Source organism: Murdochiella massiliensis, assembly GCF_900059565.1.
Taxonomy (GTDB): Bacteria; Bacillota; Clostridia; order Tissierellales; family Peptoniphilaceae; genus Murdochiella; species Murdochiella massiliensis.
Map to the genome: position 1 here is coordinate 1 of NZ_FIZW01000001.1, position 24369 is coordinate 24369.

Consider the following 24369-nt stretch of genomic DNA (forward strand, 5'->3'; position numbering starts at 1 on the left):
GAGGACCGGGATGGACGAACCGATGGTGTACCGGTTGTTCTGCCAAGGGCATAGCCGGGTAGCTACGTTCGGACGGGATAAGCGCTGAAGGCATCTAAGCGCGAAGCCCCCCTCAAGATGAGATTTCTAAGAGACCGGGAAGAAAACCCGGTTGATAGGTCCGAGGTGGAAGCGCAGTAATGCGTGGAGCTAACGGATACTAATCTCTCGAACATTTGACCAGAAATACCTATTAAGATTGTGAAATGGCCCAACAAGCGAAGCGGTTGGCAGCCATTTCATACGCAAAGATTTCCCGCAAGGCGAGCGCGAAGCGCGAAGGCGAGCGGAAGAAATCGACTGCGTCGGAGACGGAGAAGTCTACGGCGTAGACGCGGAATTGTTAAGAATTCAATATGGTGACGATAGCGCGGGGGATACACCTGTTCCCATCCCGAACACAGAAGTTAAGCCCCACATCGCCGATGGTACTTGGTTGGAAACGGCCTGGGAGAGTAGGTAGTCGCCAAATAAAAGGAGAAAGGGCACGAAGGTGTCCTTTCTTTCTATCGCGGGGTAGAGAAGTGGCATCTCGTCGGGCTCATAACCCGGAGGTCGCAGGTTCGAATCCTGCCCCCGCAATACTGAAAAGGGAAGAGTGGCCCGATGGGTCGCTCTTCCCTTTTGTTGTAGAGGTAGGGGCAGGAGGAGAACCGTCAGTTCAGATTGCCGGAGCTTCCGCAAGGCCAAGCGCCGGAAAGTAGAGGGGAAATGACACAAATGGAAAAACCCCTCTACCGCCGGTTCAGAATCGGTAGAGGGTAAAAAGTAAAAACGGCAAAACCCCTCTACCGCCGGTTCGGTATCGGTAGAGGGTAAAAGGCAAAAACGGCAAAACCCCTCTACCGCCGGATAGGAATCGGTAGAGGGTAAAAGGTAAAAACAGAAAAAAACCTCTACCGCCAGCTCGGAATCGGTAGAGGGGAAATAACAAAACAGCAAAACTCTCTTATTTCTTTGCCGGTTTCTGATACGAGCGCGTAATTGCCTCGGCTAAGGTCTGGATATAGAGCGGGGCGCCTTCTTTGCGAGCAAAGAAGTGCGCGCCGTCCGTGCCGTCATAGATGGCGGAATGTTCCTGCGAGACTTTGTGCCAGTTGGCGAGAGTCACAAAGGGATATTTCTTCTCCAAAGATGGCAGATAATCCGCGTATTTATTCAAATCGGAATCGGCCGGTTCGCTGCTGTCGTAGGGACTGACAAAGATAATGCGAGTGCCTGACGGCACGAGAGACACAATTTCTTCGCTGGTCTCTGCAAAGTTGGGATAAACGTTGTTGCCCAGAGCAACAATGAGCATCTCTTTCAGCTGTCCGCTGTTGATCATGGAACGGATGATATCCGGCGCTTCATGGAGGAAACGAGAAACTTCTCCGTCGACCTGCGAGGAGGGAAATGAGGCCAATATTTGATCGCGCACGCCAAGGGCGATGGAGTCACAAACCATGGAAAAACCCGTGGCGCGAGCTTTGGCCTGTAGTTCTTCATCTGTCTTTTGTTGCTGTACGGCCTGTTTTTCGCTTGCAATGAGACCACGCACCGTTGTGCCGGCTTGTTTTACGCCGTCGATTTCCTGTTGCAGAGAAGAAGCCCAGAGACGATTCTCCAGGGCGAGGGCAGACGGAGCGGTAAACACTTGAGTTAGGGTCAGGACAAGTGCAATAGCCATGCTCCATTGGGCCAGCACTTTACTTTTTTTCTGATGTGCAGAAAGGATTGTCGGCAAGCGACTCTCCATTCCTTCCCGGTGTAGAATCTCTTTCCAATGTAGAATCAGCGGTTCCCAGACAGCAAGATTAAACCAGGACAAAAGAAATGCCAAGGTCAGCGTAAGGAAAAGAACAGCAAGATGGGGCAGACTCGTCGAAGAAAGCACCACGTAAATCGGCCAGTGCAAAAGGTAAAATCCGTAGGAGATTTGTGATAGAAAGCGAATCGGTCGAGGATCTTCTCCGCCTGTTTTCTGCAAGGATAGAATGCGCGCTGAAAATAAGAGCAGAAAACAGAGTCCATCCACCACAAAAAAGCCTAAGCGATACGTTGCGGGACGGGAATAACTCAGCTTAAAGGCGAGAAGAAGGTACAGAGCGAGCGAACCGATAAGAACAAGAAGCGTCACAAGCGGTGAAGCCTTTGCCCATTTTTTTGTCGGGTAAGCCAAAGAAGACATGCCCGTCATACTCGCGACCAGCGTGCCGACGAAAAACGGCGTCATGCGGGTCAGATCCGAAAAATACAAGAAAGCCGTGGGCCATCCCCGGAACGAACCGAAAAGCATCATCAGGGTCGGCAAGGCAAGGAGCAAAAGAGAAAGAAAGAAAATGCATAAACGCACCCACTCTTGCCGATCTTCCGGATTTTTCGGATGCCGCTTGGCAGAATAGTGAAGCAGAAAATAGAGAATAGCACCCCAAAAGAGGTAGTAGTGCACCTCCATGGCGAGCGTCCAGGTATGCACGTAAACATGCGGCGCAAATTGCGCTTCGTAAGAGCCGCCGGAAACAATCTCATAGATATTGGTAGTGAAGGCAAGAACGCCGGCAAGTTGGCGGGAATAGTCCACGCGCAAGTCCGGAGAGCCGAAAAAGAGAAGCAGGGCACTGACCATCAACATGAGAAGAAGGCCGGGAAGGAGGCGTTTTGCGCGGCTTTTCAGATAGGATGAAAAGGACCATTGCCGATCAGAATCCACGATCTGATCCAATACTTTTGCCGTCAACAGAAAACCGGACAAGGCAAAAAATAGATTCACGCCGAAAAAGCCGGCGGGCAGCTTGGCCTTTTCCAGATGATACAATACAACAATGGCAAAGGCGAAGACGCGCAAAGAGTCAAACCATGGTAGCCGCTTGTTCATGACAATTCCTTTTCGTTCTACTTTTTCTCTTCTTTTTTCGTCCAGAACCCCTCATCGCTCAGGACATAGGTTCCCTCCGCTTTCACTTGCATTTCACCGGATACGAGATTTCCCTGTTTGAAGGTTCCCTTCAGAAGATAGGCAGGCTCCAGCTCCACCTCTGCTTTTCCATCGAAATGGCCGTCGGCAAAAGCCCCTCGGTATATCGTTTTATCCGGAAAGGTAATTACGCCCTCTCCATTTTTTCCCGGCATAAGAATTTTTCCTTCCAGCCGAATTCCTCCCTCCAGCGGATAGGAAGTATAGAGGCGTGGCTTTTGAGGAAGAAGCGACAACACGGCCATGAGGAGAACAAAGAGAAGTAAAGCGAGGGAAAGAAATTTTGAATTTGGCTGAAATCGCTTTTCCTGCGTTTTCATGGTATTCCTTTCGTTAAGAGCACCGGCAAAATAGAGTCCTGCCGGTTGATCGATTTTCTCGTATTCTTTCGCTATTATACCTAAACGAGGCGGGAATGGCGAACGTACAGAGCTGGTTTTACCTCGATATCTTTCACTTTATGGTATCGTAGGGGGAGGAAAAAATGACGAAATGATGTCTCTTCATGCGCCATAGCGGGCACGTCGGCAAAAAAGGAGAAGGTTTTGTCGGCGACCTGTTGCCGTTTGAACAGGAACGCACTACAACGAGGATAAAGGAGAAGAAAATGGCAGAAGCGTTTCGCGTGGAACATGATTCCCTTGGGGAAGTAAACGTGCCGAAGCATGCCTATTACGGAGCAAACACGATGCGAGCAGTGGAAAATTTTCCGATTACAGGAAATCCGATTGATCGGCGATTTATTCGTGCTATCGTGGAGGTTAAAAAAGCGGCGGCGCTGATGAACTATGAAGTGCATCAGCTCAATGAAAAGCGAACTAAGGCGATTGTTGCTTCCTGTGACCGAATCCTGGCTGGCGAGAACATGGATCAATTCGTCGTGGACCCCATTCAGGGCGGTGCCGGTACCTCGTTTAATATGAATGCGAACGAGGTGATCGCGAATATGGCGACGGAATCGCTCGGCGGAGCGCTGGGCTCGTACCGCCCGGTTCATCCTAACGATCACGTGAATGAAGGACAGTCGACGAATGACGTCATTCCGACCGCCGGGAAAATTGCCATGATTCGCTATTTTCTGGATTTGAAAGAAGAAGCGAAAAAACTGAATGCCGCTTTCGAGAAGAAAAGTCGAGAGTTTGACGGCTACATTAAAATGGGGCGCACCCAGAACCAGGATGCCGTTCCTATTCGCTTGGGGCAGGAATTTGCCGCATATACTGCGGTACTCGAACGGGACGTCACGCGTTTTGATGCGGCGATTGAGGCGCTTTCTGTGGTCAACCTGGGCGGTACCGCCATCGGTACGGGATTGAATGCCGACGTGAATTATGTGAAGAACATTGTTCCTAAACTGAATGAAGTGACCGGCCTTTCGCTTGTTCAGAGCGCGGACCTCATCGACGGAACACAGAATTTGGATGGCTTTCTGTTCGCCTCCTCGGTACTGAAAAATTATGCGATTTCCCTTTCCAAGATTGCTAATGACCTGCGCTTTTTAAGCTCCGGGCCGCGTTCCGGCATCCATGAAATCACCTTGCCGGCACGGCAGGCCGGTTCCTCCATCATGCCGGGAAAAGTAAACCCCGTTATTCCCGAAGTGGTCAATCAGATGGCCTTCGCCGTCGTCGGCAACGACATGACGGTCACGATGTGTGTTGAGGGAGGACAACTGGAACTTAATGCTTTTGAACCGGTTTGCTTTTACAAAATTTTCGAGTCGCTTCGCGGCTTGCGAGGAGCAATTTATACGTTCCGCGTACATTGCATTGAAGGGCTGGTGGCCAATAAAAAGAGTTTGGAAGAAGAAGTCCAGCGCAGTGTCGGCATTGTGACGGCACTTGCTCCGCACATCGGCTACGAAACCGCTTCCCGATTAGCGAAAACGGCGCTTGCGACCAACAAGTCGTTACGCGATTTGGTGTTGGAGGAAAAGCTGATGAGCGAAAAGAAACTGGATCGCATTTTTAACCCTTATGAAATGACGCATCCCGGCATTGCGGGAAAGGAAGAGGACGAGTCCACGCACTGAACATGGTGTACAGTATTGTCCGGTTGAAAATCTTAAGAATTTGTTAAGAATGGGGACTGTCAAAAGACCCTTCTGTTAGCTTATACTGATAGAGGAAAACAATAGGAAGCTAATCGAGAGAAAGGAGGCCACCGTGGAAGACGCATTTATTTCCGTGCGCCATCTTTATAAAGTATTTCGCATGGGCGAAGAAAAAGTGTATGCCTTGCGTGACGTCAACTTGGATATTGCGCGCGGAGAGATGGTGTGTCTGCTCGGCCCTTCGGGATCCGGAAAATCCACGCTGCTGAATGCTTTAGCCGGCCTTGAGCGGCCGACCAAGGGAGAAATTGTGATTGGCGGCGTGCATATGGAACAGCTGTCCGAGTCTCAGATTACTTTATTTCGCAGCCTGAATGTCGGTTTTGTGTTTCAATCGTACAACTTGATTCCGACATTAAATGCCATGGAAAATGTGACACTCGGGCTGATGCTTAAGGGTGTACCGAAAAAAGAGTATGAAGAGGCCGCAAAGCGGGTGTTGAATTTAGTCGGGTTAGGGGAGCGCCTTTATCACCGACCAAATCAACTTTCCGGCGGACAACAACAACGCGTCTCCATTGCCCGTGCACTGGTCGGCAATCCCAAGATTCTATTTGCGGATGAGCCTACAGGAAACCTGGATACGAAGACGAGTTTTGAAGTGATGGATCTGATTTCGCAGGTGGCGAAAGAAGAAAAGGTTACCGTGATCATGGTCACGCACGATGAGGAAATGACCGGCTATGCCGATCGTATGTTTCATATGCGTGACGGTCAGAATGAACGCGTTCACGAGAGAGCGTAGCGGAGAGGAGAGAACATGGGCGGAGCGACGTATATTCCGGGCGTAACAGATGTGCCTTCGGATGGCGGAAATGGTATGACAAATGTCACCAATAAACCGAAACTGATCATTTCCAATTACAGCCTTGATCCGGAAATGCCGCAGGCAGGACAAGAATTTGCGGTCTATCTTACTTTTTATAATACGAATGCGGAGAAATCTGTGCGCAATATTAAAATCAGTATCGGCGGCGGTGAAGCCGGAGCCATTCCTTCCGCGACCCAGACGGGACAAGGTCAGATATCCGCTCCTTCAGGAAGCGCCGGTTCGGTATTTACGCCGGTTGGATCCTCCAACACCTTCTATATTTCGCGCATTCGTCCGCAGGAAACGGATAACAAGACCATACACTTAAAAACAGCGCCCACGTTGGCGGCGCAGAATTATTCCATCAATGTATCGTTTGAGTATGAAGATTTGCTGGGCAACGAGTTTACGGCCACGGAAACCATCGGTATTCCGGTTGTACAGACGGCGGATATCCTGTTGGGTGATGTGCAAATGAACGGCGGTGGGGAGGAAATGCTCATGATGGGCAATCCCACCAATGTCGATATGGATATGTATAACATCGGCAAAGATCAATTGACGACGTACATGGTGACTATTGAAGGAAAGGGCTTCAAAGTCAACGGCTCTCCGCGCTATTTTGTCGGCAATTTTGCGCCCGGCGGGGCCGATCATTTTTCCGCAGAAATTATTCCGCAGGAAAACGAAATTTCCGGCAACATCGTGATTACGTTTGAAGATTCTACGGGAAAGAAACATGAACAGAAGCAACCGTTCGAGGCCAAGATCGAAGGGTTTGATGAAGGCATGGCGGTAGATCCGTCAAAGTTGCGGCATGATGAGAAAACAGGCCTTCTCATCGATGACGAAACTAGCCAATATTATGATGCCAATACCCTTGAACCCGTTCCTGCTCCACAGGGAGGTAATTTCCCCCTCATTCCGGTGGGTATCGGTGTTTTGGTGATCCTTGTGGCGGCAATTCTCATTCATCGTCATCGCAAGAAAAAGAAACAGGAAAAGGAGTTGAACCTCGATGCGTAACGTCGAGCTCTTACTGTTGGCTTGGCGCAATCTGATGCGCCGAAAATCGCGGACGATCCTTACGGTCATCAGCGTCGTGATCGGCGCGGTGGCTATCATTTTGATGCTTTCCTTCGGCTATGGTATAGAGGACAGCAACCGCCGCCAGATGGAACAGTTTGCACAGCTCAATGCGATTCGTGTGGAACCGACTTCTTATCAGGATCCGACCAATAGCCAGATGGGGAGTCGTGAGGGCTATTTGCGCGACGAAGAGATCAAAAAGATCAAGCAGATCGCGCACGTGAAAGACGCGCTGGGCATGAAGTACATGTCCTATGAGATTGTCTTCAAAGATCCCGCATTATCGATGTTCGGAGAAATGGCGGCGATTGATTTTGATGCCCTGCGCAAAACACAGATGGAAATGAAAGAAGGGAGTCTTCCGAGAGATACCAAAAAAAACCCGTTTATCGTGGGAAACGCGATTACAGTATTTCGTTACAATACAAAGAATTTCCGCGAGATGCCCAAGCCGGTAAAGGATCTGGACTTTACCCATCAAAAAGTGATGTTGCGCTCGTTTGATTACGGCAAATCCGACGATACACCCAACAACAACATTATGATCGGCAATCAGGACCAGGCGGCCAAGCTGCCGTTGACCTATGCCGGAACGTTTTCCAAGTCCGATCTGCTCGTGCCCAGAGGAATCTATATTTCCTTTGACACGTTGGAGCGCATGCAAAAAGAAGAAGAAAAACGCAGTAGGGGAGATAATCCGAATCCGGATGATCCTTCCGCAACACCGACGAAAAGGCTGACACGAGGGAAGAAAACACGCCATTACGATAACGCCATTGTGACGGTGGACGACATCAGCTACACCCAGCAAGTTATCGATGAGATCAATGACATGCAATTGAATGCGTACGCAAATTCCGATTCCATTCGCGGACAGGAAGAAGCCATGCGCGTGGTGCGTTGGATTTTTGCAGGCATCGGCTCGATTTCCTTATTGATTTCCGCCATCGGCATCGCCAACACCATGCTCATGTCCATTCATGAGCGCACGCGGGAAATCGGCGTCATGAAGGTCATCGGTGCGCAAATTGGAGATATACGGCTAATTTTTCTGGTGGAATCCATGCTTATCGGCATCATCGGCGGGATTATCGGCGTCCTTTTCTCCTATCTGTTTTCGTTCGGCATCAATCATTTCTTCGCCCAGTCTATGCTCGGCGACGGCTACGATATTGAACAGAAGATCAGCTTGATTCCGTTTTGGCTACCCTTTGCCGCATTCGGTTTTTCCGCACTGATCGGTTTAGTTGCCGGGTACTTGCCGGCAAAACGGGCAACACAAATTTCCGCAATTGAAGCGATTCGCACAGAGTAAGCGCATTGTTGAGATCTCGACGGGCAAAAGGATTTCTCCTCACAATCTCGCCTTTTTATGCGTCACGCAGTGTGTTAAGATGGGATGAGAACCGGCGGAGGGGATAATGCAACAACCGTTTGTGACAGCTGTAGTGATCGGCGCGGGCTTAGGCACGCGCATGGGTCGCGGGACAAATAAGATGCTTATTGAAATCGACGGCGGTCGGGTACTGCAGCGCGCTTTGCGCGCCTTGCGCCGATCCGGAGCGTTTGACGCTTATGTTGTCGTGGTCAAAGAAGATATATTACAAACCGTAAAGAAAGATATTCTCCCCCAGGTTTTCGGGGAGAATTTTTCACGTGTGACCGTTTGTCTCGGAGGACCGACCAGACAGGATTCGGTAAAAATGGGTCTTGCGCATCTGCCGGAAGAAACCGACATCATTGCCGTTCATGACGGGGCAAGACCTTTTGTTTCCACGGCGGTTATCCGCCGATGTCTTTCTCGTGTCGAAAAGGGCGATGTGGACGGTGCAATCTGTGTTTTGCCGATGAAGGATACCATCAAATTTGTGAATGAAAAGGGCGTGATCGAAAACACGCCGAACCGCGCACACCTCTTTAGCGCACAGACACCACAGATGTTCAAGAAATCCGTATTGCTTGATGCCTATGAAAAGGCGATTTGGGAACAGATTCCCATTACGGACGATGCGCAGATGGTGGAAATTTTCGGCGGAAAGGTAGCGACGGTGGAAGGGGATGAGGCGAACATCAAGATTACCACGCCCATGGATCTGCTCTTCGGTGAACGTATCGTGACGGAACGGGAGGATTTAGATGAATGATATCGCGTTTCGCACAGGGCTCGGCTACGACGTGCATCAGCTGGTCGAAGGACGAAAACTCATCCTCGGCGGAGTAGAGATTCACTTTGAAAAGGGGCTGCTCGGCCATTCCGATGCCGATTGCCTGATCCATGCCATCAACGATGCGCTTCTTGGCGCGCTGGCTCTTGGCGACATCGGTCAGCACTTTCCGGACACCGATCCGCAATATGAAGGTATCTCGTCATTGCTCTTGATGCAGCGGGTGATGGCATTGGTTTCTGCTCAAGGCTATCGCATTGGTAACATCGACAGTGTGATTATGGCGCAACGGCCGAAGCTGGCGCCGTATATTCCGGCTATGCGCGAGGCGATTGCCCGCACGTTGGACTGCGAAATTACGCAAGTGGCGGTGAAAGCGACGACCACGGAACGGCTCGGCTTTGTCGGACGTGAAGAGGGTATCTGCTGCATGGCACAGGTTTTGTTGCTGCGCTGCGTATAAAGCGAAAAAGGCGATAAAGATATAATAGACGAACAAAACGAGAAAGAAGACAGCCGGCAACCGTGTCGGAAGGAATAGAGAAGAGGAAATCATGGAAGAGAACAAAACAGGACACATCCGCACGTCGGAATCTGTCACCGAAGGGCATCCGGATAAAATCTGCGACCAGATCGCAGATTCGATTTTGGATGAGGTGTTGCGACAGGATCCCCAATCCCGTTGCGCTTGCGAAGTCATGGCCTCAACGGGCATTATTTTCGTTATGGGCGAATTGAGCACGAAGGCGGATGTGGATATCAATGCCATTGTGCGGCAAACACTGCGCAAAATCGGCTATACCGATGCCGAAAGTGGCATTGATGCGGAACACTGCGCCATTATTACGACCATTCGTGAACAGTCGCAGGATATTGCCTGTGGCGTTTTGCGTTCCGAAGAGGCGCGTGAAGGAGAACAGGAACAACTTTCCGGCGAGGGAGCAGGGGATCAGGGCATGGTCTTCGGCTATGCTACGAAGGAAACGCCGGAATATATGCCCATGCCTCTGATGCTTGCGCACCAATTGGCGAAACGTCTGGCAAAGGTGCGCCGAGAAGGGATCGTTCCGCATCTGCGGCCGGATGGCAAAACGCAGGTTTCGGTGGAGTACGACGAGCAGGATCGTCCGAAACGCATTGATGCGATTCTGATTTCCACACAACACGACGATCAGGCGGATCAAAAAGCGATTAAAGAAGCCCTCTGGGATCATGTGGTTAAAGAATGCATCGATCCGTTGATGATTGATTCGCACACGAAATTTTTTGTCAATCCGACGGGACGTTTTGAGCAAGGCGGTCCGAATGCGGATACCGGTCTGACCGGACGAAAGATTATTGTTGACACGTATGGCGGAGCGGGACATCACGGTGGTGGTGCCTTCTCCGGAAAAGATCCGACGAAGGTGGATCGTTCCGCAGCCTACTATGCGCGCTATGTTGCCAAGAACATTGTTGCCGCCGGCTTAGCGGATAAAGCGGAGATTTGCGTTGCCTATGCTATAGGCCGTGCGGAACCGTTTTCGATCAGCATTGATACGTTCGGTACGGGAAAACTTTCGGATGCACAACTCTTGAAAATCATGCGCGAAGTCTTTGATTTCCGCCCAGCAGCGATTATCAAGAAACTGGATTTGCGCCGTCCGATTTATGCCCACACGGCCACCTACGGTCATTTTGGGCGAACCGACAACCGCTATTCCTGGGAAGAATTGGATCAAGTGGACACGTTAAAGAAATATTTGGAGTAGACCATGGCCTGGTTACGGAAAAATTTAGCGATCGATTTAGGGACCACGAATATTCTGGTGTATACCCGGGCGGAAGGCATTAAATTCCAGGAGCCTTCGGTGGTTGCTCTGGATTTATACACCGATGCGATGGTTGCGGTGGGAGAAGAGGCCAAGAACATGCTCGGCCGCACACCCGGCAATATCGTTGCACGACATCCTTTACACAGCGGTGTCGTTGCCGACTATCGTGCAACGGAAAAGATGCTGGGCGCCTTTCTTCATCGAGCGGTCGAAAAAAGTTTGCTGCATCCGGATGTGATGATCAGCGTGCCTTCCCGTGCCACGCAAGTACAGAAGCGTGCAATCACGCAAGCGGCAACAGCCGGTGGGGCACACGAAGCCTATCTCATTGAAGCCCCGTTGGCGGCTGCACTGGGCGCCGGCGTTGAGGTCTCCGATCCGCGCGGAACGCTGATTGTGGACGTGGGTGGCGGACTTACGGATGTCGCGTTGATTTCCCTTGGCGGTATTGTCGTTGCCGAATCGACGACGACGGCGGGCAATGCGTTCGACGAAGCCGTTGCGCGATATATTCTTGATCAACATCAGGTGATGATTGGGGAACAGACGGCGGAAGAGATTAAGCTTCGCCTGGGTTCGGTTTTGGCGCTTGATGCTCCGGAACGGGTTGAGGTGAAAGGCCGCCACCGTGCCAATGGTTTGCCGGTTCGGGTATATATGACGCGAAACGATTTGGACGAAGCCTTGGCTCCGCAATTTCAGAACATTGCTGAGACGGTGCATCGCGTATTGGCACAAACGCCACCGGAGCTTTCTTCGGATCTATTTGATCAGGGTATTCTTCTTTCCGGAGGAGGATCACTTGTACGTGGCCTGGGTGAGTGCATTCAAAAACGTTGCGGTATTCGCGTAAACTATGTTGAGCAACCGATCAGTGCCGTTGTGCGCGGAACCGGAAAAGCCTTAACCTGGATTCGTCGTATGCGCGCGAGCGATGATCTATTAGCGGATAAAACGAGACAACAAGTGATGAACCGTGAAATTTTACGCAAGCGGTAATCCGAGGAGGAAAACATGGCGAATTTATTTGAGGAACTCGTTCAGCGGGAGCAGGAAGGCCACCCGATTCGCGTAGGCGTGATCGGTGCGGGACAGATGGGGACGGGTATGATTGCCCAGATTTCCACCATTCCGGGAATGTGTGTCACCGGTATTTGCGATATCGTGGCGGAACGTGCAGAAGAAGCGAAGCGCATCTATCTTGCTGGTTCGCAGGACCCGCATAACATCATTACGAGTACGGACTATGCGGAAGTCATTCGCGCGAAAGACGTAGACGTGATTGTCGAAGCGACCGGTATTACAGAAATTGGCGCGCGGGTATCCATGGCTACGCTGTTAGCCAAGAAACATCTGGTTTTGTTGAATGTCGAAGTGGACATTACGATCGGCGTGCTGATGAAACAGCTTTTTGATGCGGCGGGTCTGGTTTATACCGGCTCTGACGGCGATGAACCGGCGGCAACGTTCAGTCTCTTCAATTTTGCTCGTGCCATGGGGATGGAAGTGCTTGTTGCCGGCAAGGGCAAGAATAATAAGTTAAAGCCCTATGCAAACCCGGATACAGCCCGTCAAGAGGCTGAAGAGCGCGGGATGAATCCACATATGCTGGCGGCGTTTCAGGACGGTACCAAGACCATGGCCGAAATGACGTTGCTTTCCAATGCTACGGGATTTGTGCCCGATGTGGAAGGTATGCACGGCATAGCGGGTGACTTGGATGAAACGGTAAAACAGTTCGATCTTGTGCGTAACGGCGGAGTTCTCAGTAATTTCGGTGTAGTGGATTATGTGGACGGCATCGCTCCCGGTGTTTTCGTGATCGTAAAAGGGCAAAATGAACAAGTTGCCGCCGAAATGAATTATATGTTGAAAAAAGGAGAGCGCGATCATCATATTCTCTACCGGCCTTTCCACCTCGGCAGTTTGGAAACGCCGCTGACCATTGCGCGTGCGGCGTTGCATGGACAGGCAGCCATCGTTCCGCTGGATAAACCGGTTTCCGAGACGGTGGCCGTGGCGAAAAAGGACATCGCGGAGGGAGAACCCATCGACGGTATTGGCGGCTTTTGTGTGCGCGGGCGCATTGAAACGCATGAAATGCAGCAACAGGAACGGCACATTCCGATCGGCCTTTTGGTGGGCAACGCTATGGCAAAATGCAATATCGCCAAAGACAGTGTGTTGACGGAAGAGGACGTTGAGTTGGATCAGTCCACGCAGGTTTATCGCTTGCGCAGTCTCCAGGATTCTCTCATCGGCTAAGCAAGTTCATAGGACAGCAGGGCGGAAGTATGGTAGAATAACCCTGCTTTTCGGGGTGTGGCGCAGTTCGGTAGCGCGCGTGGTTTGGGACCATGAGGTCGCAGGTTCGAATCCTGTCACCCCGAGTAGATATACTGGAAACGTTGGAATGAAGACGTTTGGGAAAAAGGTGTTCGAAGAGGCAATTTCAAGGAGCAACCTTTACTTGAGGAGAAAGGGGAAACGATGTTTAAGGATTTTCGCGTACAGATTTTTGCGGACGGCGCGGTGCTGGAAACGATGAAAAAGCAATATGAAAGCGGCCTGGTGGACGGCTTTACGACCAATCCGTCGCTGATGAAGAAGGCGGGCGTTGAGGATTATACGCCGTATGCCAAAAAGGTGGTTGAGGCGATTCCGGATCTGTCTCTCTCGTTTGAAGTATTTGCTGATGACATGAAAACCATGGAACAGGAAGCGCGTAAAATTGCTGCCCTCGGGAAAAATGTCTTTGTAAAAATTCCCGTTGTGAATACCAAGGGCGAGAGCATGATTCCTCTCATCGCTCGTCTTTCAGCGGAAGGCGTAAATTTGAACGTGACAGCCGTTTATTCGGTTGCTCAGACGAAGGCCATTGTGGAAGCGGTCAGCGATAAGGCCATCACGTACGTTTCCATTTTTGCTGGACGCTTGGCCGACAACGGACTGGATCCCATTCCCGTCATGACCGAAGCTTCCGAAATTTGCCAAAAATACGATCATGTACGCCTGCTGTGGGCATCTACGCGCGAAGTGTGGAATGTCTATGAAGCGGAACGTCTCGGTGTGGACATCATCACTTGCCCGGACGGCGTGTTGCAGAAACTCGCCAAAATCGGGGACAAAACGCCGGAAGAGCTTTCCGTAGATACGGTAATCGGTTTTAATCACGATATTGCCGACCTTGGCTTTACCATTCGTTAATTGCGATGCGTGCCGTATTACAAACCGTTAAAGAGGCGTCGGTGACCATCGACGGCGAGATTGTCGGTGCCATCAACCGCGGTTATCTCATCTATCTGGGTGTTGGGCCCGATGATACCAAAGAGGAAGTCGTGCGCTTGTGGACGAAAATCCGCAAGCTGCGCGTCTTTATGGATAGCCAAGGCAAGACCAACCTCGATTTGGCCGCTGTGCAGGGTAATGTGTTGCTGGTTTCCCAGTTTACACTCTTTGCCTCCATCAAGAAAGGTAATCGCCCAAGCTTTGCGACGGCTGCGCCTCCGGCTTTGGCCGAGGCGCTTTATAACGAGATGATCGCATTGATCAGGGAAGATTTGCCGGACGTACAGACCGGTCGCTTTGGTGCGGATATGCTTGTCTCGTCGATCAACGACGGACCGTTTACCCTTTGGATTGATACCGATGAGCTGTGATCGGAGGAAGAAACGGAAGTAATAATCGAATACCGATAAGAGATCGACAAGGCAGTTTCAGGTAAAGAAGGTCGGCAGGTAATCGGTTAGGGAGGAATAAAAAACCGGGACGACCGTCCCGGTTTCAAAATTTAGTATCAAACGAGTATCATTCATCAAGAGAGAATGGCTTGTTTTCAACGTTTAGAAAAAGAAAAATCGGAGTGAGAGGATTTGAACCTCCGGCCTCCTGCTCCCGAAGCAGGCGCGCTACCGAGCTGCGCTACACCCCGTCGAATTGCTGACCATGGCATTGTACCACAGATTTCTGCAGGAAACAAATTTTTCTACGCATAATAGGTTGGACGCCCGGTGCGGTTGGATACCATAGGCAGTTGGACGGGATAATGTTCCAATTTGTCGAGAGAGTGCTCTATTTTGGGTAGAGAAGAGTTGCTCCGTTGAATGGCCCTATTTACCGAGCTGAAGACGGATGGAACGAAAGGCGTCAACGGAAGAAAAAGAACAGAAGAGGCGAAAGCCGGGAGAATAGGATGAATAAGCAAGTGGATTTGAAGAAGAAAATGCGTGTTATCGAAGGCTTTCCGGGCCCGGGCATCAGCTATAAGGACATTACGACGATTTTGTCTGACGCTGATGCGTTGCAGGCGATGGTGGAACAACTTGCCGACGCGGCAAAGCAATGGGACTTTGATTATGTGCTAGGAACGGAATCCCGCGGTTTTATCGTGGGGGTGCCCGTTGCGGCCCTTTTACATAAGGGATTTATTATGGCACGAAAACCGGGAAAACTACCGGGAAACCTGATCAAAAAATCCTATACGCTGGAATATGGGGAAGCGGCGATTGAGGTAGATCGCGATTCGATCCCGGCAGGCGCACGTGTACTCGTTATGGACGATCTTCTGGCCACCGGCGGTACAGCGAAAACGGCCTGCGAACTGGTAGAAGATGCGGGTGGCGTGGTCGCCGGAACACTTTTCCTGACCGAACTGACCGATCTCGGCGGAAGGAAAGCCTTGGAAGAGGTCGGCTATCCTGTAAAGGCACTGTTGACCTGGACCAATTGAGCGGAAAGGCTGTTGGCAGCGCGATTTTGGTGATAGAAGGTGTGAAACCCTGGCTGGGCGCAAGATAGCGTATTGGCCAGGGTCGATTTTTTGCGGAACCCTGGCTGGAAAGAGAAAACTTTGTCGGCCAGGGTTAAATTTTTGTCGCGTAACCCTGGTTAGCGTAAGAAAATGAGCGCTGCCGGGGTCGAACAGCATCCCTTTTACCCTGGCTGAGAGGAGAAAATTTTGTCGGCCAGGGTCAACTTTCGTCGTGGAACCCTGGCTTAGAAGGGAAAGTTTTGCTAGCCAGGGTTAAATTTTCCGACGAAACCCTGGCTAGCGAAATGAACACGCTCCAGCCAGGGTCGGTCAAGCCCTTATGAACCCTGGCTGGGAAGAAAAGATCACACCAGCCAGGGTTAAATTTTCCGACGAAACCCTGGCTAGCGAAATGAACACGCCACAGCCAGGACTGGTCAAGCCCTTATGAACCCTGACTGAAAGAGGAAACGTCCGACGACTGAATGTATCCATCGTTTCTAAATAATATAATCGCGCCTTTCCTTGTACAGAAGCTTTCTCCATTCCCATATTCCGATCAAAGAAAATTTGGAAACGTATAAAATAACGTATTTTCCAAATACAGTTTTTAGAAAACACAGGTGTTTACGTAGGTGTTTATAATTGTGGGATTTATCCGGGATATGATACAATTAAATGCATATTTTTATTGTAAAAACGATCAAATATTAAGAAAGGAAATGATAATGAGAAACCGAGTGATTCGATGGCGAAAGTTGGCAATCTTTGTGATTGCTCTTTTTGCGGTGCTTAGCCTCAGTTCTTTTTCTTCCTCTGCTGCAGGAAAGGAGGTTGTTTTTCATACAACCAATGGTGAGGTAACCGTTGATTTTTCGGATTCAGCGGAAACAACTATTGGGGGGGTGAATAACCGCGGTGAAGCATGGAAATCTGGAAGCGGAATCGATAAAAAGTATTTCCTTGGCTGGAGTGATCAGCAAGATTACGCGAACACTGATGGGGCGAAGCTGTATTATTCCGGCGAAGATCCAACAGCGATGTTGGATGACGGCGTAACAGACGTATATCCGGCGCACTTAAGTGAGCTATCTGTTACAGGAATAATGACGAATAATAGCTGTACCATCAACGATGGTATTGGTGATGAAGATACATTGCCGAATAGTGATTTACACAGAAAAGATGATGATTCTTTCGATCATCATATCGTAGAGAAGTTTGATGAGACAATAAATGAATATCCGATGCATTTGAACGCCAGCTTTCGAATGAGTAAAGTAGCTGCCCACTGGCTTTATACCGGAAATGGTTCATTCATCATGACGAATATTCAAGGTGATAAAGGAAGTGCGGCGAAAAACGCGCAATATACGCATGTAGACTTGAATGTTACGCTGGATGATGCTGTTAAAGTGGAAGATACGCTGACCGTTTCTTTTAGCAGTTACTATTTTCAGCCGTATTTGGCTTGTGATACAGATTCAAGAGAAATATTTGAGATTGAAGGAGCACCGACTGAACCGTGGAAGATTGAATCCTTCGTCTCTGACACCGATCCGGTCACGACGTTTACCATAAAAAATCCGAATCACTCTCGTCATATTACTATTCGTACGATTGTGCGCACGAACAGTGGGTTTGGTGGAAAACGGATAAAAAATGTCGATGCCAGAACGGTGGAAAACAGTGCAATGCTGCTTTCCGCAGAATCCTCAATTACCATCCCTAAAGCCGAGGCAAAAAAGACGGTGTTAGATACGGGAAAAACCGTTAAGGTAAGCGGTATGGTCGATGGCTATGTCAAGATGCCTATAGTGAAGATTCTTGGTCGTTCGCATGATTTATCGCGTTCCATTCCTCCGATTGATGGAATTCTCCCTTTGTCGATTCAGTTTGCGCCGGCCACAGTAAGGTTTGCAAGAAACAGCGACGACTTTCAACCGGGCGAAGAACAGGTTCTCGGCACCTCCATTGTCGCCTATAACGGGACGCTTGTATCGGACAGCTTTGATGAGGGAAAGAAACCGTCGACCGGAGTATTAGGCGATGCTATGGCGGACGATCTCGCGGATGTCACGATCAATGGACAGACCTACGTTTTTCAAGGATGGAATACCAAGAAAGATGGAACCGGGGACGCGTTTGATGAGAATACGGTGGTTTCAGATGATTTAGTGGTCTATGCACAGTGGAAGAAGCCCGATACACCGACACCAAAGCCGGATCCCAAGCCCTCCACCCCGATCCTTCGCATCGTAAAGATCGACGGCGACGGCAACCGGATTCCGCTGCCCGTAACGTTTAAGATTACGGACAAGATGATCTCCTCCATCAACCGCGTCGTCACGACGGACAAATCGGGAGAAGCAAGGGTGGAATTCCTCTCAACGGGCGATTATTCCTTACAGGAAATTAAGACCCCAGAAGGCTATATCCCACTGGATAAGCCGCTCTCCTTCTCCGTTAAGGATGGGCGTGTCCGCTACGAGAATCAAATCGTTCGTACCATCTACGTCAAGAACGACAAAAAGACGGAAGAACCGGAAACACCGGATGTCATCAAACCTATCGATGACCCGACACGGCAGGATATCGCCGCTACGATTTCCAAAACGTATTTCGGCGATGCCAGAAAAGTGATCCTTGTGCAGAATATGGCCTATGCCGATTCCATGAGTGCCATGAACGTCTCCCAGGGAAACATCCCGATTCTGTATACGCAGAAGGATGAACTCTTCGCCGTGACGAAGCAGGAAATTCTTCGTACCGAGCGTGACGAGATTATCGTCATGGGTGGCCCGGGAACCATCTCGGAAAAGGTCATTGACGAGCTTAAGGCCATGACGAATGCAAAGATCACGCGCGTGGGCGGCATTGATCGCTTTGAGGTGAACAAGAATTCCGCAGCGTATCTGCCGGAGAGCACGAATGCGGTGATTGCAAACGGTATGATCTATACGGATGCCCTTTCGTCGGTACCGTATGCGCATCAGTGGAAGGCGCCGATTCTTCTGGTACGTGAGGATCGTGTTCCCGAGTTTGTGGCGGATGTCCTAAAGGCACGCATTCGCGATGCCGTGATCAGCGGCGGCGAAGGAACGATCGCTCCCGAGACGAAACAGGCGATTGAAGCCATGATTGGTAAAACCGTATCTCGTGTGGACGGTGCGGATCGTTATGTGGTCTCGGCAAAGATGGCGGAGATGGTGATGAATCCGACACGCGCGATAATTACGAGTGGAGAGAAGTGGTCGGATGCGTTGGTCGCCGGTCCGGTAGCGCAGAAGCTGAATGCGCCGGTACTCCTAACGAAACAGGCGAATCTGCCGATGCCGATTGATGCCTATCTCAATACGCATACCGATCTTGAGCAGATTCTCATTGTTGGCGGACCGGCTTCGGTGGGAGAGAGTGTGCGCAATGCGGTGAAGGCGATTTTCCCGGTGAAGTAGGGGGAAAGAAGCCGATAACGCTAAGGCAAGTTTACGGTGAAGAGAAAAGAAGGCAAACGAGGAAAAATGCGAACCCGCATTTTTCCTCGTTTTTTTTCTTATTCCCGACTTGCGCAGAGAACGACGTCGTGATACACTGATGAAACGTATCCGTCGGGATAGGCTTTTTTGAGTGCGCAAAAAAGCACCGACAGGTGTCCTCCGTTGGCAGGCGAAGGAGGGATACGATTTTGGGAGTAGGAGGAAACAATGGCTGATAAAGTGAAATTAGCTTGCACCGTTTGCAAGAACAGAAACTACGATACCACCAAAAACAAGAAGAACAACACGGAGCGTATTGAGCTGAACAAGTACTGCCCGTTCTGCAAGAAGCATACCCTGCATCGCGAAACGAAGTAAGGAGGATCTATGGCAGAGAAGAAGGCGCCGAGCCGCATTGACGGTATGCGCGCGGAAATGCGTAAGATCCAGTGGCCCACGAGTTCGGAAGTCGTTCAGTACACCACTATCGTGCTGGTGATTGCCGCAGTGGTTGCAACGTTCGGTTGGATACTTGATCTGATTTATGGTTGGTTGGTCGGTCTTGTCATTTGATTCGTAGAATGGGGGAAATGATGTCGGAACAGGAAAAAGACACCCTGGAAGGAAAATGGTATGTCATTCATACGTATTCCGGATACGAAAACAAAGTAAAAGATAAGATCGAAATGATTATCGAGAACGAGCAGGATAAAGATGTATTTGACGTGCGCGTTCCGATGGAAAAGTACACAGAGGTTCGTAATAACGAACGCGTGATTAAGGAACGTAAAATTCTGCCGGGCTATGTGCTGGTGAAGATGAACATCACCCCGAAGTCCTGGTTCCTGATCCGCAATACCAATGGCGTTACGGGGTTTGTCGGCCCCGGATCGGATCCCATTCCGCTCACCGCGCGCGAAGTCGCACAGTTTGGCGTACGCGAGCAGATGGCACAACGTGAGATTCACGTTGCCCCAGGCGATGCGATCGAAATTATTTTCGGCCCTTTTGCCGGTTTTTCCGCAGAAGTCGAAGAAGTGCAACCGGATAAACAGACGATTAAAGCGCTCATCAATATGTTCGGGCGTGAAACATCCGTCGAGTTGTCCTATGACGACATCGAGACGCTGTAGCGTGTCGGTGCAATAGTCGTTAGTGGAAGGGGGATATCCCCGCTTTGACCACGATAGAAATCCCAGGAGGATACTATGGCTAAAAAAGTAAGTGCGATTGTCAAATTGCAAATTCCTGCCGGCGCAGCACCCCCGGCACCGCCGGTCGGTACCGCGCTTGGTCCTCACGGCGTCAACATTATGGAATTTGTCAAGGCATTTAATGCGCAAACCGCGGATAAGCAAGGCTTGATTATCCCGGTGGTGATGACGGTCTATCAGGATCGTTCCTTCACCTTTATCACCAAAACACCGCCGGCCGCGGTTCTGATTAAGAAAGAACTGGGTCTGCAGGCTGCTTCGGGTGAACCCAACAAGAAAAAAGTCGGCAAGATTACCAAAGCGCAGTTACAGAAGATCGCGGAGCTCAAGGAGCCGGATCTGAACGCGGCTTCTTTGGAAGCAGCGATGAGCATGGTTGCCGGAACAGCGCGTTCGATGGGGATTACCGTCGAGGAATAATGGAGCAGTGGGAGGAATTTCCGCTCGTACCACAAGGAGGATCTTATGCCGAAGAGAGGCAAAAAATATATCGAAGCAGCAAAGCTCATCGATGCGACGAAGACCTATTCCATTGATGAAGCATCCGAGTTGTTAAAGAAGACGGCAACGGCTAAGTTTGACGAGACCATCGAGTTGCATGCTCGTTTGGGTGTTGACTCCCGTCATGCCGATCAACAGGTTCGCGGTACCGTTGCTTTGCCGAACGGCACCGGTAAAGCGGTGCGTGTCGCCGTCTTTGCAAAAGGCGCTAAGGCGGATGAGGCGATTGCCGCCGGCGCTGATTTCGCCGGAGAAGACCTGGTGGAGAAGGTACAAAAAGAAAACTGGATGGATTTCGACGTCGCCATCGCTACTCCGGATATGATGGGACAGGTTGGTCGCATCGGTCGTGTTCTCGGTCCCCGCGGCTTAATGCCGAACCCGAAGGCCGGCACGGTCACGATGGATGTGGCGCAGGCTGTAAAAGACGTGAAAGCCGGTAAAGTTGAATATCGTACCGATAAGCAGAACATCGTTCACGTGCTTATCGGCAAGGCTTCGTTTGATGCACAACAGATCAGCGAAAACCTGAAGGCGGTTATGTCGGCGATCGTTAAGGCGAAGCCGGCGTCCGCAAAAGGCAAGTACCTCAAATCCGTCACAGTTGCCAACACGATGGGTCCCGGTATTGCGCTGGAGACCACGGCGTTGATGGAATTGGGAAAGTAATAGCTTGCCAATAAGCACAACCTGTGCTAATCTACTATTCGGCTACCGAAGACCACAGGTGCCATGAAATGTCGCGTGATGTTTCCGGCTTAATTTCCTGTCGAGGTGGGAATGATATGTTTTTCCTCTCCCGGTGTGTCGTGCCGGGAGATTTTCAATTTGTAGCCGAAGGAGGTGAAACGAATGAAAGAACAGACACTGCAGAAAAAGCAAGCGGTGGTCGACGAAATTAAATCGGCGATTGAGCAGGCGCAGTCGGTAACGATTGTGGCGTACAAAGGCATTACGGTTGAGAGCATCACGGAGTTGCGTAATCAATTCCGTGCGGAAGACGTAGTGTACAAGGTATACAAAAATACCATGGTGCGTCGTGCGTTCAATGATATGGGCGTAACCGAGCTGGATGATCTGCTGAACGGTCCGAATGCGTTTATCTTCTCCAATAAAGAGATGGTGGACGGCCCGAAAATCGCGGCCAAGTTTGCCCAAGACAACAAAGAGAAGTTTCAGATCCTCGGCGGATACATGGATGGCCATGCGATGAGCAGCGAAGAAATGGTCGCACTCTCGAAACTGCCGGCGAAAGAAGTGTTGCTCAGCATGGTTTTGCGCGGTCTGCAAGGCCCCATTTCCGGTCTCGCCAATGCCTCTCAGGGCGTCCTGCGCAAAGCGGTTTATGCGTTCAATGCAATCAAAGAGAAAAAAGAAGAAGCCGCTTAATCGCTTAGCGTTATCGGCAACCTATTGTTAGACCATTAGGAGGAATACCATGGCATCTGAGAAAGTTACTGCATTAGTTGATCAAGTAAAAGAATTGACCGTTCTGGAATTGTCGGAATTGGTTTCCACGCTGGAAGAGGAATTCGGCGTATCCGCCGCTGATCCGGTTGCTGCCGTTGCTGCGCCGGCTGCCGGTGCTGCCGCCGGTGCTGCGGAAGCGGAACAGACGGAATTTGACGTCATCCTGAAGAGCGCAGGCTCTTCGAAGATCAACGTCATCAAAGTCGTCAAAGAAATTTCGGGTCTCGGCCTGAAAGAAGCGAAAGCGCTCGTTGATGAAGCACCGAAGCCGCTTAAAGAGAAAGTCTCCAAGGATGAGGCGGAATCGATCAAAGCGAAGCTGGAAGAAGCCGGCGCTGAAGTCGAGGTTAAGTAAGAAGTTTAGTAAAAACATTGTTTTTCTTAGAGGTTGTGCTCGAACGCTATGTGTGTTCGACACAACCTCTATTTTTATGTGCAAGACGTGCAGCCGAGCGTACAAAAGTCGAGGATTTTTATCTGCTATTGGCGACGTTTAGGGTGTGGAAAGTACGCGAAAGGGTAAATACAAAATGGTTTATGAGGATAACGTTTTTCGGGACAACGTTTCCGATGAAGACGGAGGGAAGGAGAACGTATGATCGATTATCGCAAGCAATATGAGGAGAAGTTGACCACGCCTGAGGAGGCGGTCAAAATTGTCAAGGACGGTATGTGGCTGGATTATGCCCATGCCCTTTCTGTGCCGAACCTGTTGGATAAAGCGCTTGCCAAACGTGCGGAAGAACTCAATGAAGTATTTGTACGCGGTTATCTGATTTACCATCCCATTCAGATTTTGGAAGCCAACAAGCGCCTGAATCGGGATGTGTTTGTCTGGAACAGCTGGTTCATGCAGGGGCAGGATCGCCGAATGGCAAAAGAAGCGCGCGCGTTCTTTGTGCCAATGCGCTATGCCGAGCAGCCGGAGATGTATCGCCGTTCGGATGATGTCGAGACCGTAGATGTGCTCTTTATTCAGACGTGCGGCATGGATCAAAATGGAAACTTCAACCTCGGGCCGTGCATTGCTTCCACGAGGGAAGCAATTAAGCGCGCAAAATATGTCATTGTAGAAGCTAATAAGAATATGCCGGTGGTCTATGGATTAAGCGACGACTACATCAATATCACTGAAGTTCACGCCGTGGTGGAATCGGATGAACCGATTGATACCATCCCGACGATTAAACCGGATGCAACCGATGAAAAGATTGCCGATATGCTGATTAAGGAAATCGTAGACGGCGCAACCTTGCAGCTGGGTATCGGCGGAATGCCGAATGCATTGGGCTATAAAATTGCCGAATCCGATTTAAAGGACATCGGCATTCACTCCGAAATGTACGTCGATTCCATGATGGCCATGACAAAATCCGGCGTCGTAACCGGTATGCAGAAAGAATTGCATCGCGGGAAACAGGTCTTTTCGTTCTCCCTGGGCTCCCAGGAACTGTATGACTGGATGGATCATAATCAGGTTCTGGCGACAGCACCGGTCGACTATGTCAACGATCCGTATGTGGTTTCCCAAATGGACAACTTCATTGCCATCAATAACTGCGTGGAGATTGATCTTTTCGGTCAGGTCAACGCGGAATCGGGCGGTTTTCATCAGATTTCCGGAACGGGCGGACAGCTGGACTTCGTTATGGGCGCGTATATGTCTAAAGGCGGAAAATCCATTACGGCCTTCCAGTCTTCACGCACCGACAAACAGGGCAAAATGCAGAGCCGTATCGTTCCGACATTAAGCCCCGGAACAATTGTGACGGATCCGCGTACAACCACACACTATGTGGCCACAGAATACGGCATTGTCAACCTGAAAGGAAAGGCCACGTGGCAGCGCGCCGAAGCATTGATCAGCATTGCCCATCCGGATATGCGCGACGAGCTGATTCAGGAAGCGGAGCGTCTACACATTTGGCGCAACAGCAACAAACGTTGAGTGCATGGCTGAAAACGCAAGGA

General features: G+C 50.3%; 23 protein-coding genes, 3 tRNA genes, 2 rRNA genes and 1 other annotated feature. Of the genes, 25 read left to right on the forward strand and 3 right to left on the reverse strand.

The annotated features are described in order from the left end of the window. The 3 genes from BN3910_RS00005 to BN3910_RS00015 all read left to right on the forward strand — a co-directional run. A 23S ribosomal RNA gene (locus tag BN3910_RS00005) occupies positions 1-223 on the forward strand; the annotation flags it as partial. A 171-nt stretch (positions 224-394) separates the two neighbouring features. Next, positions 395-511, forward strand: a 5S ribosomal RNA gene (gene rrf / locus BN3910_RS00010). Between the two features lie 38 nt (positions 512-549). Then, positions 550-621 (forward strand) — tRNA-Met (locus tag BN3910_RS00015). Between the two features lie 367 nt (positions 622-988). On the opposite strand, the gene BN3910_RS00020 is transcribed toward BN3910_RS00015, so the two are convergent. Both BN3910_RS00020 and BN3910_RS00025 read right to left on the reverse strand, forming a co-directional pair. Continuing rightward, on the reverse strand, positions 989-2896 hold the full coding sequence (locus tag BN3910_RS00020) for an acyltransferase family protein (RefSeq protein ID WP_066922902.1): 1908 nt from the start codon (positions 2894-2896) through the stop codon (positions 989-991). A gap of 17 nt (positions 2897-2913) precedes the next feature. Next, the gene (locus tag BN3910_RS00025) at positions 2914-3315 is read right to left on the reverse strand and encodes a hypothetical protein (RefSeq protein ID WP_066922904.1); all 402 of its coding nucleotides are present in this window, start codon (positions 3313-3315) and stop codon (positions 2914-2916) included. A gap of 287 nt (positions 3316-3602) precedes the next feature. On the opposite strand from BN3910_RS00025, the gene BN3910_RS00030 reads away from it, so the two are divergent. The 12 genes from BN3910_RS00030 (at position 3603) to dtd (ending at position 14646) form a co-directional block, all read left to right on the forward strand. Then, complete coding sequence (locus BN3910_RS00030; protein WP_066923666.1) at positions 3603-5027, forward strand: aspartate ammonia-lyase; 1425 nt, start codon at positions 3603-3605, stop codon at positions 5025-5027. A 181-nt stretch (positions 5028-5208) separates the two neighbouring features. Then, positions 5209-5853 carry an ABC transporter ATP-binding protein gene (locus tag BN3910_RS00035; RefSeq protein ID WP_066923668.1) on the forward strand — a complete coding sequence of 215 codons (645 nt, stop codon included), beginning with the start codon at positions 5209-5211 and terminating at the stop codon, positions 5851-5853. 15 nt (positions 5854-5868) lie between these two features. After that, entirely contained in the window at positions 5869-6945 is a 1077-nt protein-coding gene (locus BN3910_RS00040) for a COG1361 S-layer family protein (RefSeq protein ID WP_066922906.1), read from the forward strand. After that, on the forward strand, positions 6938-8323 hold the full coding sequence (locus BN3910_RS00045; protein ID WP_066922908.1) for an ABC transporter permease: 1386 nt from the start codon (positions 6938-6940) through the stop codon (positions 8321-8323). Before BN3910_RS00040 ends, BN3910_RS00045 begins: the two co-directional genes overlap by 8 nt. A 106-nt stretch (positions 8324-8429) precedes the next feature. Then, a complete protein-coding gene (gene ispD / locus BN3910_RS00050) occupies positions 8430-9152 on the forward strand; it encodes a 2-C-methyl-D-erythritol 4-phosphate cytidylyltransferase (RefSeq protein WP_066922910.1) in 723 nt (240 codons plus the stop codon). After that, positions 9145-9636 (forward strand): 2-C-methyl-D-erythritol 2,4-cyclodiphosphate synthase, encoded by a 492-nt coding sequence (gene ispF / locus BN3910_RS00055; protein ID WP_066922913.1) that lies wholly within the window; start codon positions 9145-9147, stop codon positions 9634-9636. Before ispD ends, ispF begins: the two co-directional genes overlap by 8 nt. A 91-nt stretch (positions 9637-9727) precedes the next feature. Further along, positions 9728-10924: a methionine adenosyltransferase gene (gene metK / locus BN3910_RS00060; protein WP_066922917.1), complete on the forward strand. Its 1197-nt coding sequence runs from the start codon at positions 9728-9730 to the stop codon at positions 10922-10924. Positions 10925-10927: 3 nt separating this feature from the next. After that, a complete protein-coding gene (mreB, locus tag BN3910_RS00065; protein ID WP_066922920.1) occupies positions 10928-11986 on the forward strand; it encodes a rod shape-determining protein in 1059 nt (352 codons plus the stop codon). A gap of 15 nt (positions 11987-12001) precedes the next feature. Next, positions 12002-13252, forward strand: coding sequence for an NAD(P)H-dependent oxidoreductase (locus tag BN3910_RS00070; RefSeq protein ID WP_066922923.1), 1251 nt, complete (start codon positions 12002-12004; stop codon positions 13250-13252). 51 nt (positions 13253-13303) lie between these two features. Beyond that, positions 13304-13377 (forward strand) — tRNA-Pro (locus tag BN3910_RS00075). Between the two features lie 100 nt (positions 13378-13477). After that, positions 13478-14194, forward strand: coding sequence for a transaldolase (locus BN3910_RS00080; RefSeq protein ID WP_066922927.1), 717 nt, complete (start codon positions 13478-13480; stop codon positions 14192-14194). A 5-nt stretch (positions 14195-14199) separates the two neighbouring features. Next, positions 14200-14646: a D-aminoacyl-tRNA deacylase gene (dtd, locus tag BN3910_RS00085; protein ID WP_066922929.1), complete on the forward strand. Its 447-nt coding sequence runs from the start codon at positions 14200-14202 to the stop codon at positions 14644-14646. Positions 14647-14844: 198 nt separating this feature from the next. Here the strand turns inward: dtd and BN3910_RS00090 are convergent. Further along, positions 14845-14918: transfer RNA gene (locus tag BN3910_RS00090), tRNA-Pro, on the reverse strand. Between the two features lie 261 nt (positions 14919-15179). Between BN3910_RS00090 and BN3910_RS00095 the strand changes: the two genes are divergently transcribed. From BN3910_RS00095 to BN3910_RS00140, 10 genes are all read left to right on the forward strand, one after another. Beyond that, positions 15180-15716 (forward strand): adenine phosphoribosyltransferase, encoded by a 537-nt coding sequence (locus BN3910_RS00095; RefSeq protein WP_231862170.1) that lies wholly within the window; start codon positions 15180-15182, stop codon positions 15714-15716. Positions 15717-16465: 749 nt separating this feature from the next. Continuing rightward, positions 16466-19192, forward strand: a complete 2727-nt coding sequence (locus BN3910_RS00100) for a cell wall-binding repeat-containing protein (protein WP_066922931.1) — start codon at positions 16466-16468, stop codon at positions 19190-19192. Between the two features lie 249 nt (positions 19193-19441). After that, positions 19442-19591, forward strand: a complete 150-nt coding sequence (rpmG, locus tag BN3910_RS00105) for a 50S ribosomal protein L33 (protein WP_066922933.1) — start codon at positions 19442-19444, stop codon at positions 19589-19591. A 9-nt stretch (positions 19592-19600) separates the two neighbouring features. Then, positions 19601-19786, forward strand: a complete 186-nt coding sequence (secE, locus tag BN3910_RS00110) for a preprotein translocase subunit SecE (protein WP_066922935.1) — start codon at positions 19601-19603, stop codon at positions 19784-19786. 17 nt (positions 19787-19803) lie between these two features. Beyond that, complete coding sequence (gene nusG, locus BN3910_RS00115) at positions 19804-20346, forward strand: transcription termination/antitermination protein NusG (RefSeq protein WP_231862171.1); 543 nt, start codon at positions 19804-19806, stop codon at positions 20344-20346. Positions 20347-20421: 75 nt separating this feature from the next. Next, on the forward strand, positions 20422-20847 hold the full coding sequence (gene rplK / locus BN3910_RS00120) for a 50S ribosomal protein L11 (protein WP_066922941.1): 426 nt from the start codon (positions 20422-20424) through the stop codon (positions 20845-20847). A gap of 45 nt (positions 20848-20892) precedes the next feature. Next, positions 20893-21597: a 50S ribosomal protein L1 gene (rplA, locus tag BN3910_RS00125; protein WP_066922944.1), complete on the forward strand. Its 705-nt coding sequence runs from the start codon at positions 20893-20895 to the stop codon at positions 21595-21597. A 27-nt stretch (positions 21598-21624) separates the two neighbouring features. Beyond that, positions 21625-21763: a sequence feature (ribosomal protein L10 leader region), on the forward strand. A 17-nt stretch (positions 21764-21780) separates the two neighbouring features. Next, complete coding sequence (rplJ, locus tag BN3910_RS00130; protein ID WP_066922948.1) at positions 21781-22317, forward strand: 50S ribosomal protein L10; 537 nt, start codon at positions 21781-21783, stop codon at positions 22315-22317. Positions 22318-22366: 49 nt separating this feature from the next. Beyond that, positions 22367-22753, forward strand: a complete 387-nt coding sequence (gene rplL / locus BN3910_RS00135; protein WP_066922950.1) for a 50S ribosomal protein L7/L12 — start codon at positions 22367-22369, stop codon at positions 22751-22753. 240 nt (positions 22754-22993) lie between these two features. Next, positions 22994-24346, forward strand: coding sequence for an acetyl-CoA hydrolase/transferase family protein (locus tag BN3910_RS00140; protein ID WP_066922953.1), 1353 nt, complete (start codon positions 22994-22996; stop codon positions 24344-24346). The last annotated feature ends 23 nt before the right edge of the window (positions 24347-24369 follow it).

What these genes read in the sequence shown, in the direction of transcription:
- BN3910_RS00020 (WP_066922902.1), bottom strand. Translation starts at nt 2,896, where the DNA reads ATGAACAAGCGGCTACCATGGTTTGACTCTTTGCGCGTCTTCGCCTTT.
- BN3910_RS00025 (WP_066922904.1), bottom strand. Translation starts at nt 3,315, where the DNA reads ATGAAAACGCAGGAAAAGCGATTTCAGCCAAATTCAAAATTTCTTTCC.
- BN3910_RS00030 (WP_066923666.1), top strand. Translation starts at nt 3,603, where the DNA reads ATGGCAGAAGCGTTTCGCGTGGAACATGATTCCCTTGGGGAAGTAAAC.
- BN3910_RS00035 (WP_066923668.1), top strand. Translation starts at nt 5,209, where the DNA reads ATGGGCGAAGAAAAAGTGTATGCCTTGCGTGACGTCAACTTGGATATT.
- BN3910_RS00040 (WP_066922906.1), top strand. Translation starts at nt 5,869, where the DNA reads ATGGGCGGAGCGACGTATATTCCGGGCGTAACAGATGTGCCTTCGGAT.
- BN3910_RS00045 (WP_066922908.1), top strand. Translation starts at nt 6,938, where the DNA reads ATGCGTAACGTCGAGCTCTTACTGTTGGCTTGGCGCAATCTGATGCGC.
- ispD (WP_066922910.1), top strand. Translation starts at nt 8,430, where the DNA reads ATGCAACAACCGTTTGTGACAGCTGTAGTGATCGGCGCGGGCTTAGGC.
- ispF (WP_066922913.1), top strand. Translation starts at nt 9,145, where the DNA reads ATGAATGATATCGCGTTTCGCACAGGGCTCGGCTACGACGTGCATCAG.
- metK (WP_066922917.1), top strand. Translation starts at nt 9,728, where the DNA reads ATGGAAGAGAACAAAACAGGACACATCCGCACGTCGGAATCTGTCACC.
- mreB (WP_066922920.1), top strand. Translation starts at nt 10,928, where the DNA reads ATGGCCTGGTTACGGAAAAATTTAGCGATCGATTTAGGGACCACGAAT.
- BN3910_RS00070 (WP_066922923.1), top strand. Translation starts at nt 12,002, where the DNA reads ATGGCGAATTTATTTGAGGAACTCGTTCAGCGGGAGCAGGAAGGCCAC.
- BN3910_RS00080 (WP_066922927.1), top strand. Translation starts at nt 13,478, where the DNA reads ATGTTTAAGGATTTTCGCGTACAGATTTTTGCGGACGGCGCGGTGCTG.
- dtd (WP_066922929.1), top strand. Translation starts at nt 14,200, where the DNA reads ATGCGTGCCGTATTACAAACCGTTAAAGAGGCGTCGGTGACCATCGAC.
- BN3910_RS00095 (WP_231862170.1), top strand. Translation starts at nt 15,180, where the DNA reads ATGAATAAGCAAGTGGATTTGAAGAAGAAAATGCGTGTTATCGAAGGC.
- BN3910_RS00100 (WP_066922931.1), top strand. Translation starts at nt 16,466, where the DNA reads ATGAGAAACCGAGTGATTCGATGGCGAAAGTTGGCAATCTTTGTGATT.
- rpmG (WP_066922933.1), top strand. Translation starts at nt 19,442, where the DNA reads ATGGCTGATAAAGTGAAATTAGCTTGCACCGTTTGCAAGAACAGAAAC.
- secE (WP_066922935.1), top strand. Translation starts at nt 19,601, where the DNA reads ATGGCAGAGAAGAAGGCGCCGAGCCGCATTGACGGTATGCGCGCGGAA.
- nusG (WP_231862171.1), top strand. Translation starts at nt 19,804, where the DNA reads ATGATGTCGGAACAGGAAAAAGACACCCTGGAAGGAAAATGGTATGTC.
- rplK (WP_066922941.1), top strand. Translation starts at nt 20,422, where the DNA reads ATGGCTAAAAAAGTAAGTGCGATTGTCAAATTGCAAATTCCTGCCGGC.
- rplA (WP_066922944.1), top strand. Translation starts at nt 20,893, where the DNA reads ATGCCGAAGAGAGGCAAAAAATATATCGAAGCAGCAAAGCTCATCGAT.
- rplJ (WP_066922948.1), top strand. Translation starts at nt 21,781, where the DNA reads ATGAAAGAACAGACACTGCAGAAAAAGCAAGCGGTGGTCGACGAAATT.
- rplL (WP_066922950.1), top strand. Translation starts at nt 22,367, where the DNA reads ATGGCATCTGAGAAAGTTACTGCATTAGTTGATCAAGTAAAAGAATTG.
- BN3910_RS00140 (WP_066922953.1), top strand. Translation starts at nt 22,994, where the DNA reads ATGATCGATTATCGCAAGCAATATGAGGAGAAGTTGACCACGCCTGAG.